10 protein-coding genes and 1 pseudogene are annotated in these 10,042 nt (G+C 72.4%); 5 read left to right on the forward strand and 6 right to left on the reverse strand.

Features of this window, described 5'->3' with window-relative positions; genetic code table 11:
* Nucleotides 1–1,681, forward strand: a pseudogene (locus tag Q0L15_RS04290) (SEC-C metal-binding domain-containing protein); the annotation flags it as partial.
* Between the two features lie 40 nt (nucleotides 1,682–1,721).
* Here the strand turns inward: Q0L15_RS04290 and Q0L15_RS04295 are convergent.
* Nucleotides 1,722–2,282, reverse strand: coding sequence for an Rv3235 family protein (locus Q0L15_RS04295; protein WP_296602483.1), 561 nt, complete (start codon nucleotides 2,280–2,282; stop codon nucleotides 1,722–1,724).
* Nucleotides 2,279–2,926 (reverse strand): LysM peptidoglycan-binding domain-containing protein, encoded by a 648-nt coding sequence (locus tag Q0L15_RS04300; RefSeq protein WP_296602485.1) that lies wholly within the window; start codon nucleotides 2,924–2,926, stop codon nucleotides 2,279–2,281. Before Q0L15_RS04300 ends, Q0L15_RS04295 begins: the two co-directional genes overlap by 4 nt.
* 122 nt (nucleotides 2,927–3,048) lie before the next feature.
* Between Q0L15_RS04300 and Q0L15_RS04305 the strand changes: the two genes are divergently transcribed.
* Nucleotides 3,049–3,582 (forward strand): hypothetical protein, encoded by a 534-nt coding sequence (locus Q0L15_RS04305; RefSeq protein WP_296602487.1) that lies wholly within the window; start codon nucleotides 3,049–3,051, stop codon nucleotides 3,580–3,582.
* Between the two features lie 24 nt (nucleotides 3,583–3,606).
* On the opposite strand, the gene Q0L15_RS04310 is transcribed toward Q0L15_RS04305, so the two are convergent.
* The 4 genes from Q0L15_RS04310 to Q0L15_RS04325 are packed head-to-tail and all read right to left on the reverse strand — an operon-like array spanning nucleotide 3,607 to nucleotide 6,980.
* Nucleotides 3,607–3,954 carry a sec-independent translocase gene (locus tag Q0L15_RS04310; protein WP_296602489.1) on the reverse strand — a complete coding sequence of 116 codons (348 nt, stop codon included), beginning with the start codon at nucleotides 3,952–3,954 and terminating at the stop codon, nucleotides 3,607–3,609.
* Nucleotides 3,955–3,983: 29 nt separating this feature from the next.
* Nucleotides 3,984–5,147 carry a P-loop NTPase gene (locus Q0L15_RS04315; protein ID WP_296602490.1) on the reverse strand — a complete coding sequence of 388 codons (1,164 nt, stop codon included), beginning with the start codon at nucleotides 5,145–5,147 and terminating at the stop codon, nucleotides 3,984–3,986.
* 11 nt (nucleotides 5,148–5,158) lie between these two features.
* A complete protein-coding gene (locus tag Q0L15_RS04320) occupies nucleotides 5,159–5,713 on the reverse strand; it encodes a DUF1003 domain-containing protein (protein WP_296602491.1) in 555 nt (184 codons plus the stop codon).
* On the reverse strand, nucleotides 5,706–6,980 hold the full coding sequence (locus Q0L15_RS04325; protein ID WP_296602493.1) for a CBS domain-containing protein: 1,275 nt from the start codon (nucleotides 6,978–6,980) through the stop codon (nucleotides 5,706–5,708). The genes Q0L15_RS04320 and Q0L15_RS04325 overlap by 8 nt, the downstream gene beginning before the upstream one ends.
* Before the next feature lie 43 nt (nucleotides 6,981–7,023).
* On the opposite strand from Q0L15_RS04325, the gene Q0L15_RS04330 reads away from it, so the two are divergent.
* The 3 genes from Q0L15_RS04330 to Q0L15_RS04340 all read left to right on the forward strand — a co-directional run.
* On the forward strand, nucleotides 7,024–8,163 hold the full coding sequence (locus tag Q0L15_RS04330) for a hypothetical protein (protein ID WP_296602495.1): 1,140 nt from the start codon (nucleotides 7,024–7,026) through the stop codon (nucleotides 8,161–8,163).
* Between the two features lie 66 nt (nucleotides 8,164–8,229).
* Entirely contained in the window at nucleotides 8,230–9,324 is a 1,095-nt protein-coding gene (locus Q0L15_RS04335; RefSeq protein WP_296602496.1) for an endonuclease/exonuclease/phosphatase family protein, read from the forward strand.
* A gap of 74 nt (nucleotides 9,325–9,398) precedes the next feature.
* The coding region (locus Q0L15_RS04340; RefSeq protein WP_296602498.1) for a phospholipase D-like domain-containing protein at nucleotides 9,399–10,042 on the forward strand (644 nt) is incomplete at its 3' end.

Genomic DNA, 10,042 nt, shown 5'->3' on the forward strand with positions numbered 1-10,042 from the left:
GAGTTCGACAAGATCTACAAGCTCGGCGTGGTCCCGATCCCGACCAACAAGCCGATGGCTCGCATCGACCAGCCCGACCTCGTCTACCGCACCGAGGAGGCGAAGTACGACGCGGTCGTCCAGGACATCGCCGACCGGCACGAGAAGGGCCAGCCGGTGCTGGTCGGCACGGTCTCGGTCGAGAAGTCCGAGCACCTGTCGGCCAAGCTGAAGAAGCGCGGCATCCCGCACTCCGTGCTGAACGCCAAGGTGCACGCCGACGAGGCGAAGATCGTCGCACTCGCCGGTCACAAGGGCGCGGTCACCGTCGCCACCAACATGGCCGGTCGAGGCACCGACATCATGCTCGGTGGCTCCGTGGAGTTCCTCGCCGACGCCGAGCTGCGCAAGCGTGGGCTCGAGCCCGCAGGCGAGACGGCCGAGGAGTACCAGGCCGAGTGGCCCGGCACCGTCGAGCGCATCAAGGCCCAGGTCGCCAACGAGCACGACGAGGTCCGCGAGCTCGGCGGCCTCTACGTCGTCGGCACCGAGCGTCACGAGTCGCGCCGCATCGACAACCAGCTGCGTGGTCGTTCCGGCCGTCAGGGCGACCCGGGCGAGTCCCGGTTCTACCTCTCGCTCCAGGACGAGCTGATGCGCCTGTTCAAGTCCGACTGGGTCGACCGTGTGCTCCAGGTGCTCAAGATCCCGGACGACGTCCCGATCGAGAACAAGCGGGTCACCAGCGCGATCGCCAACGCGCAGGGCCAGGTGGAGTCCCAGAACTTCGAGTCCCGCAAGAACGTCCTCAAGTACGACGACGTCATGGACCGCCAGCGCAAGGTGATCTACGCCGAGCGCCGCGAGGTCCTCGAGGGCAAGGACCTGCAGGAGCAGATCCGCACCTTCCTCGACGACACGGTCGCCGGCTACGTCACCGGCGCGACCGAGGAGTTCGCCGAGGAGTGGGACCTCGAGGCGCTGTGGACCGCGCTGCGGCAGATCTACCCCGTGAGCGTCGACTACCAGGTGCTCGAGGGCCAACCTGGACCGCGACGAGCTGATCGCCGTCCTCCAGAAGGACGCCCACGAGGCCTACGACCGCCGCGAGGCCGAGGTCGGCGAGCCCGTGATGCGCGAGCTCGAGCGGCGGGTCCTGCTCTCGGTGCTCGACCGCAAGTGGCGCGAGCACCTCTACGAGATGGACTACCTCCGCGAAGGCATCTACCTCCGGGCCTACTCCCAGCGCGACCCGCTCGTGGAGTACCAGCGCGAGGGCTTCGAGATGTTCTCCGCGATGATGGACGGCATCAAGGAGGAGACGGTCGGGTTCCTGTTCAACCTCGAGGTCCAGGTCGACGTCGAGGAGGAGGACGACGACGAGGAGATCGAGGTCGTCGAGCCGATGCGCCAGGCGGTGCCGGCCTTCGACCAGTCCGGCGAGCAGGTGGCGGGCCAGCGGGAGGTTCCCCAGATCCGCGCGAAGGGTCTCGAGCGTCCCAACGCGCCGACCAAGCTGGCCTACTCCGCGCCCAGCGAGGACGGCGAGGCCGAGGTCAAGGGCACGCCGGCCTCCACCGCCGACGACGAGTTCGCCGGGGTCGGCCGCAACGACAAGTGCCCCTGCGGGTCGGGCAAGAAGTACAAGCAGTGCCACGGTCGCCCCGGCGGCCCGACGGGCCTGACGGCCCGCATCAGCTGAGCCACGACGAAGGGGCGCCTGCTCTGCAGGCGCCCCTTCGTCATGCCCACTCCAGCGCCGTGCAGCACCAGCGCTGGTCGATCGCCTCGAAGCGGGCGGCGAGCGCCCGGGAGCGCTGGCCGTAGCGCACGTGGGCGCTGACCTCGGCGACGTCGCGGCTCACGAAGCACGCGTGGACGCCGAGCAGGTGCGGTCGCACGGGCTGCACGCGGCCCTGGCCGGCCTGGTGCCGACCGGCACGGGCGACCAGCTGGGCACGCCGCTCGAGGTTCTCGAAGACCTCGCGAGAGCTCCACCGCAGCAGCTGGGTGACCGGACGGTCCCCGCCGACGATCTCGACGGCGGCCTGGACGTAGCGCCGCGCCCACTGCTCGAGGCCGCGGCGCAGCGGCTGCTCGATGGCGATCACGTCGGCCCAGGGGCGCCCGCCGCGGTCGACGCCCGGACCGGCGTCGGGCGGGTCGTGCCGCGGCTGCAGGTCGAGGGCCAGCGTTCCCTGGACGCTGGCCAGCGGCGCTGCTGGGCGCAGCGGCACGACCGTCCGGCCGGACGTGTCGGGGGAGGCGTGAGCGGTGGGCGCGGTCGCGGTCGGGTGGGTCACGGTGTCTCCTCGGGTCGGTCGGCGGGCAGCCGAAGGCGGGTCGTGGGGTGGATGAGGTCGGGGTCGGCGCCGATCGCGGCCTCGTTGAGCGCGTAGATCTCGGGCCAGCGGTGGGGGTCGCCCAGGTGGCGGGCGGCGATCTCCCACAAGGTGTCGCCCGGACGGACCACGACCTCGCCGGCCGGCCGGTGGTCGCGGATCGGGCCGGTGCCGACCAGCGCTCGTCCGGGCAGGCCGACCGCGCGGTCGGGGAGAGGCAGCCCGGCGAGCGTGGATGCCGGTCCGCGCTCGGTGTGCGGGTCGCCCGGCGTGGCCGAGGCGGGCGCGGTGAGGCCCGGGGCCAGGAGCCCTGCGGCGAGCCCGGCGCCGCAGGCCGCCAGCACCCAGCGACGTACGGCATCGGGGACGCCCCGGACCGGGCGGGTGCCGTCGCCGAGCGCCTCGAGAACCGTCGCGCTGGCGGCCGACCAGAGCCAGGCGACGCCCAGCACGGCGACGGCCGCGCACAGCCGCACGACGAGGTTGTCGAACGCCGCGTCGGCCGCACCCTGGCCCGCCACGGGCAGCAGCCAGGCCTCGAGACCGGCCGCGACGGCGGTCGCCGCGAGCCACACGGTGAGGCACCGCACCGGAGAAGCAGACATCCCGAGACCTACGATTCGTGCGTTTGCGTTCGTTTACGTCAGGAAACGCCTCCTTGCATTCGTTGTCAACGGTCCATCCACAGCGGCTGTGCGTCGCCGTCCGGTCGTGGCAGGGTCGGGGCATGACGTGGGAGGAGGAGCTCTTCGCGGTGCTCGACGACCTCGAGCAGCAGGCCGAGGCGCTCTACGGCGCCGACCGGGACGCCGAGCTCGCCGACCGCAGTCGCTCGGAGTACCAGCAGGTCACGCTCGCCAGCCGGCTGATGGCGTCGCTGGGGACGCCGGTGCGGCTCGAGGTCGCCGGTGTCGGCGTCGTGGCCGGGGCCCTCGACCGCGTGGGCTCGGGCTGGTGCCTGATCGCTGGCCCCGGACAGGACTGGGTCGTGCGCCTCGCGGCCGTCCTCGCCGTGCACGGGGCCTCCGACCGCTCCGTGCCCGAGGTGGCCTGGTCGGCGGTCGCCCGGCTGGGTCTGGGGTCGGCGCTGCGCCGCCTGGCCGACGCGGGGGAGCGGTGCGTGCTGCACCTGCTCGACGGGACGAGCCACGAGGCGACGTTGCGCCGGGTCGGCGCGGACTTCGTCGAGGTGGTCGAGGGGGAGGGGCGGGTCGTGCTCGTGGCCGTCGCCGCCGTGGCGGCCGTGCAGAGCCGCGACTGAGACCGGCCGGGGCTCAGCCCCTGCTCAGGTCGCGTCGGTGTCGTACGGCGGGACCTCGCCGTCGAGGAGCGGCCGCTGGCCGCGGCGCACGGGCCGGGGAGCAGGCTCGTCGTCGTCGAGGTCGTCGTCCTCGAGCGCCTCGGCGATGTGCCGCTTCACGATCGCGCGCGGATCGAGGTCGCGGAGCTCGAGGTCGGCGTACTCCGGCCCGAGCTCCGCGCGCAGCTCGTCGCGGGCGTTGGTGGCCAGCGCCCGCATCCGGCGCACGAGCTGGGCCGCCTGCTTGGCCAGCTCGGGGAGCTTGTCGGGGCCGAAGACGAACACCGCCACGAGCGCCAGCACGGCGAACTCCGACAGGCCGACGTCGAACACGCGCCTGAACCTACAGCCTCGGTGTCAGGTCAGAACTTGCTGGTCGGTGTCAGCCCGAGCTGCATGCCGGCGAGCCCACGTCCCCGACCCGACAGCTTCTCGGCGATCGAGGTGAGGGCGGCCGCTCCCGGAGCAGTCGGGTCGGACTCGACGATCGGCTTGCCCGCGTCGCCACCCTCGCGCAGCGAGGGGTCGATCGGGATCGTCCCGAGCACCGGCACGTCGTAGCCGAACCGGGCCGAGAGGGTCTGCGCGACCCGGGCGCCACCACCGGCCCCGAAGATCTCGAGCCGGTGCTCGACGCCGTCGGCGGCGCAGTGCGGGCAGGGGAGGTAGCTCATGTTCTCGACCACGCCGACGACGCGCTGGTGCATCATCGAGGCCATCGTGCCGGCGCGCTCGGCCACCTCGGCCGCAGCCTCCTGGGGGGTGGTCACGACCACGACCTCGGCGCCGGGCAGGTGCTGGCCCAGCGAGATCGCGACGTCACCGGTGCCGGGCGGCAGGTCGAGGAGGAGGACGTCGAGGTCGCCCCAGTAGACGTCGGCGAGCATCTGGAGCAGCGCCCGGTCGAGCATCGGGCCACGCCAGGCGACGACCTGGTCGCGCCGGGGCTTGAGCATGCCGATCGAGATCACCGAGACCCCGCTCGGGGTCGGGACCGGCATGATCAGGTCATCGACCTGCGTCGGCCGCTGGTCGGCGACGCCGAGCATCGCGGGGACCGAGTGTCCATAGATGTCCGCGTCGACCACGCCGACCTTGAGCCCCTGCTGGGCCATCGAGAGCGCGAGGTTGACGGTCACCGAGGACTTGCCGACCCCGCCCTTGCCGCTGGCGATCGCGAAGACCTTGGTCAGCGATCCGGGCTGGGCGAACGGCACCTCGCGCTGGGCCTGGCCGCCGCGCAGCGTCTCCTGGAGGCCGCTGCGCTGCTCGGCGGTCATCACGCCGAGGGTGAGGTCCACCCCGGTGACGCCCGAGACCCGCGAGACGGCCGCGGTCACGTCGCGGTTGATCGTGTCCTTGAGTGGGCAGCCCGCCACCGTGAGCAGGACGGTGAGGTGCACGACGCCGGCGTCGTCGATCTCGACCGTGTCGACCATCCCGAGCTCGGTGATCGGGCGCTTGATCTCCGGGTCGTTGACGGTCGCCAGAGCGGCGTTGACCTGCTCGAGGAGAGGGGAGCTCATGATCCCCGAGTCTAGGCGGTGGTCGCGCCGCTCTCGTCCTCGGCCGGGTGAGCCTCGACACCCTCGCGCTGGCCGTCCTGGGTGCGCTCGTCGAGCTCGCTCAGCAGCGCGCGCAGCTCCGAGCGCAGGAAGTCGCGGGTGGCGACCTCGCCGACCGCCATCCGCAGCGAGGCCACCTCGCGCGCGAGGAACTCCATGTCGGCATGTGCGCGGGCGTTGGCCTGCCGGTCCTGCTCGGCGATGACCTTGTCGCGCTGCTCCTGGCGGTTCTGGGCGAGCAGGATCAGCGGAGCGGCGTACGACGCCTGCAGGCTGAGCATCAGCGTCAGGAAGATGAACGGGTAGTCGTCGAACCGGCTCTCGCCCGGCACCGCGATGTTCCACATGACCCAGAGGGCCACGAACAGCGTCATGTAGAGCAGGAACTTCGCGGTCCCCATGAACCGCGCGAACTGCTCGGCGAAGATCCCGAAGGCGTCGGCGTCGTACGCCGGGCGCCGGACCAGGGGACGCCGGGCCTCCTTGGGGGTGTCCAGGCGGGCCCGCGGCGTGCGCGCCTCAGCCACGACGGACCCCCTGGGAGCGCTCGGAGGAGCGGATCGCCCGGTCGCGCCAGTTCTCCGGGAGCATGTGGTCGAGCAGGTCGTCCACGCTCACGGCGCCGAGCAGGTGGCCGTTCTCGTCGACCACGGGCGCGGCGACCAGGTTGTAGGTCGCGAGGTGGGCCGCGACCTGGTCGATGGTCGCCTCGGGCTTGAGCGGGTCCATCGAGTCGTCGAGCACCCCGGCCACGAGGGTCGAAGGGGGCTCGCGCAGCAGCCGCTGGATGTGGGCGACGCCGAGGAAGCGCCCGGTGGGCGTCTCGAGCGGCTGGCGGCAGACGTAGACGAGCGCGGCAAGCGCAGGCGTCAGGTCGGGGTTGCGCACGTGGGCGAGCGCGTCGGCGATCGTGGCGTCCGGGCCGAGGATCACCGGCTCCGGCGTCATCATCGCGCCGGCGGTGTTCTCGACGTACGACATGAGCCGTCGCACGTCCTCGGCCTCCTCGGGCTCCATGAGCTCGAGGAGCGCGGCGGCGGTCTCGGGCGGGAGGTCGGCGATTAGGTCGGCCGCGTCGTCGGGGGACATCTCCTCCAGCACGTCCGCGGCGCGCTCGGAGTCCAGGTGCTCGAGGATCTCGACCTGGTCCTCCTCGGGCAGCTCCTCCAGCACGTCGGCGAGGCGCTCGTCGTCGAGCGCGGCGACCACGGCCGTGCGGCGCTCCGGCGGGAGGTCGTGGATCATGTTGGCGGCGTCGGCCGGGCGCATCTCGTTGAGCGCGGCGATCAGGTGCGTGGCGCCCTGGGTCTCCTCGCGGCGGGTCAGCCCCTCGACGTCGCGCCACTCGACGACGTGGCTCTGGCCGCGGCGCCGGAACCCCTTGGCGGGCTCCTGGACCGCGACCCGGCTCAGCACCCAGTCGCGGTTGCGCGCCTGCTCCATGGCCACGTCGTAGACGGTGCCGGTGACCCCGGTGCTGGTGATCCGCACGGTGCGGTCGAGCATCTGGCCGATGACCAGAGTCTCGGTCGGGCGCTGCTCGAAGCGGCGCATGTTCAGCAGGCCGGTCGTGTAGACCTGGCCGCTGTCGATGTTGGTGACCCGCGTCATCGGCACGAAGATCCGCCGGCGGCCGAACACCTCGGCCACCATGCCGAGCACCCGCGGCTGGTGGACCTCCGAGCGGACCGCCACCACGAGATCTCGGACCTTGGCGACCTGGTCGCCCTGGGGGTCGAAGATCGGCAGCCCGACCAGGCGGGCCGCGTAGACGCGGGCGGGGGTGGAGCTCACAGTGAGGAACGCTACCGCCCGCCGGCGTTGGTAGGGTCCGCGCATGGCCGCGGCGCGAGGGCAGATCTACCTCCACGTCGGGATGCCCAAGACCGGGACGACCTACCTCCAGGCGACGTTCGAGAAGTCGCGTGACCAGCTGCTCCGCCACGGCGTCGAGCTGCTGCCCCCGACGCGCGACGAGGCCTACTGGCTCTCACTGAGCGTGCTCGACCGGCTCCATGCCGACCGGGACCCGGCGGAGGCCTTCGCGACCTGGGACGAGTTCGTCACCGCCGCGTCCGCCAGCCGGTCTCCACGGCTGCTCGTCTCCGAGGAGCTCCTGGGCGGCGCGTCGCCCGAGCAGCTGCGACGGCTGGTCCGGGCCGTCCCCGAGCGCGAGGCGCACGTGGTGCTGACGATCCGGGGGCTGAGCCAGCTGCTGCCCTCGACGTGGCAGCAGCGGATCCAGCAGGGCAGCCGAGCCCCGGCACTCGAGGACTTCGTCGACCGCGTCGTCTCACGGCGCGGCCGGCTCGCCGACAAGTGGTGGCGCGAGCGTGGCGTGGAGCCCGTCGTCGAGCGCTGGGCCGCCGAGGTGCCACCGTCGCGGATCCACGTCGTGGTCGTGCCCCGGCAGGGTGCCGCCGGCTCCTCGCTGCTCGAGCGCTTCTGTGGGGTCCTGGGCGTGCCTGCCGGCGAGCTGGTGGCCGACCACGGCGACAGCAACCCGGCACTCGGGCGCGCCCAGGCCGAGCTGCTGAGGCTGGTCAAGGAGCAGGTGCCCCGGGAGCTGATGGACCGCCACGGCTACGTCCCCGTGGGCAAGTGGTGGCTCGCGCGCCAGCACCTGGCACCCCAGGGCGGGACACCTCCGCGCATGCCGCTGCGGTTCCGGGGCTGGTGCGAGGACGAGGCCCGGAGCACGATCGACTTCCTTCGTGCGAGCGGGGTCGACCTGGTCGGTGACGTCGACGACCTCCTCCCTGCGGACGCCGACTTCGATGACGCCGCCGCTCCGAGCGAGACCGAGCTGCTCGCCGCCGCGGTGCAGGCCCTGGCCTCGATCGGGGTGGAGCGCACCGAGCGACAGGTTGCTCGGCGCCGGTCGCTCAGGTCCGACCCGTCCCGGCCGATGGACCCAGTGCGGCGTGCCCGTCGGGGCAGGCTCGCGCCCAGGATTGGAAAGCGCTGGTTCGGGTAGAGTCACCCCAGCCAGAAGCGGGGGGATAGGCCGGCACCGACCGGCGTGGAAGAAGGATCGCGAGGCATGTCCAAGCACGCCGGTCCGCACGACCCGGAGGAGCGCAACGGCGCCGCGGTCGCGACGATCGCCGTCGTCGGCCTGCTCGGCCTGGTCGTCTCCGCGCTGGCGATCTTCCGCCCCGACGACCCGGGCACGACGGGCGCCGCTGACGTGGCGTTCGCGACCAGGCCGCCCGCGGTCTCGCAGACGACCGAGTCGCCCACCCCCTCCGTGCTGCCCGACGGACAGCGGGTGCTGCCGGCGCCGACGATCCGGCCGCAGGAGCTCGGCAAGGTCGGCCGCGAGCTGCGGCGCAAGACCCAGCGGGTGGTGCAGCGGCCGGCCACCACCTTCCGGGTGAGCACGTTCAACGTCCTCGGGGCCTCCCACACCAACCCCGGTGGCAACAAGCGCGGCTGGGCGGGCGCCGGCACCCGCATGTCGTGGGCCGTCTCGGTGCTGCGGTCCTCGGGCGCCGACGTCGTGGGGTTCCAGGAGTTCGAGGAGTCCCAGTACCGCACGTTCGCGGGGCAGACCGCCGGCACCTGGGACGTCTACCCGGGCCTGAGCGGTGACCCGCGCGCCGTGCGCAACTCGATCGCCTGGCGCACCGACACCTGGCAGCTCGTCGACGCGGCCACGATCCCGATCCCGTACTTCCGCGGCCAGCGGGTCCCGATGCCCTACGTGCGGTTGCGCAACATCGCCTCGGGTCAGGACGTCTACTTCATCAACGTCCACAACCCCGCCACGACCGGTCGCTGGGGGAACAACGAACGCTGGCGCGACGCGGCGACCAGCCTCGAGATCGGCCTGATCAGCCAGCTGCACACCGCCGGGTTCCCGGTGGTGCTCACCGGTGACTTCAACGAGCGCGAGGAGGTGTTCTGCAAGGTCACCGGCTCCGGGGCGATGCGGGCCGCCAACGGCGGCTCGGTCGGCGGCTCGTGTGCGCCGCCGCCGGACATGAACGTCGACTGGATCTTCGGCTCCTCGGTCATCGAGTTCGCCAACTTCCTCGCCACCAAGGGCGGCTTGGTGCAGCGCGCGACCGACCACCCGTTCGTCGTCGCCGACGCCACGATCCCGCCGCTCGAGGCGCTGCCGACCGGCGGCTGAACCCGCCCGCCGCCGACGACCCTGCCCGAAAGGACAGGTGGTGACGCGAGGGGCAGGTGTGACAATGGGTGCTCGTGAGCACCTTGCGCATCCCGTCCCTGGCCGTCTCGGGCCTCCTGGCCGTCGTGGGCGCACTGGTCGCGTCCGTCCTCACCGGTGTCGCGCCGGTCGGGGCAGCCACCGGGCCGATGGGCTCACCGCTCTCGGTGTCGGCCCCGGCGCGGGCGAAGGTCGGCCACTTCGTGCCGCCGGCGGGCGCCAACTTCAACAACCCGCTCGGGACCCCCACCCAGCAACGCAAGCTGCTCCAGCAGGTGATCCGCACGGTCAACAGCGCACCGGCGGGCTCGACGATCCGGATGGCGGTGTTCTCGTTCGGTGACCCGCAGACGGCGGACGCTCTCCTGGCGGCCCGCGCCCGGGGCGTCAACGTCAAGCTGGTCTTCGCCGGCGAGAACGTCTACCCGGCCATGGCCCGCCTGCGCGACGCGATCGGCACCGACACCGGCAAGCCGTCGTTCGTGGTGATCTGCCAGAACAGCTGCCGGGGCGAGAAGGGCCAGATGCACGCCAAGTACTTCTCGTTCACCGCGGCGGGCTCGGCCCGCTGGATCACGATGGTCGGGTCGGTCAACCTCACCCAGCACAACGCCCAGGACCAGTGGAACGACCTCTACACCCGCGTCGACGACCGGGCGTACTTCCGGGCGTTCGGGCG

The organism is Nocardioides sp., from assembly GCF_024509035.1.
Taxonomy (GTDB): domain Bacteria; phylum Actinomycetota; class Actinomycetes; order Propionibacteriales; family Nocardioidaceae; genus Nocardioides.

Excerpts from the sequence above, each read along its gene's own strand:
- Q0L15_RS04300 (WP_296602485.1), bottom strand. The coding sequence starts at position 2,926 with ATGTCTGCTTCTCCGGTGCGGTGCCTCACCGTGTGGCTCGCGGCGACC.
- Q0L15_RS04305 (WP_296602487.1), top strand. The coding sequence starts at position 3,049 with ATGACGTGGGAGGAGGAGCTCTTCGCGGTGCTCGACGACCTCGAGCAG.
- Q0L15_RS04315 (WP_296602490.1), bottom strand. The coding sequence starts at position 5,147 with ATGAGCTCCCCTCTCCTCGAGCAGGTCAACGCCGCTCTGGCGACCGTC.
- Q0L15_RS04330 (WP_296602495.1), top strand. The coding sequence starts at position 7,024 with ATGGCCGCGGCGCGAGGGCAGATCTACCTCCACGTCGGGATGCCCAAG.
- Q0L15_RS04335 (WP_296602496.1), top strand. The coding sequence starts at position 8,230 with ATGTCCAAGCACGCCGGTCCGCACGACCCGGAGGAGCGCAACGGCGCC.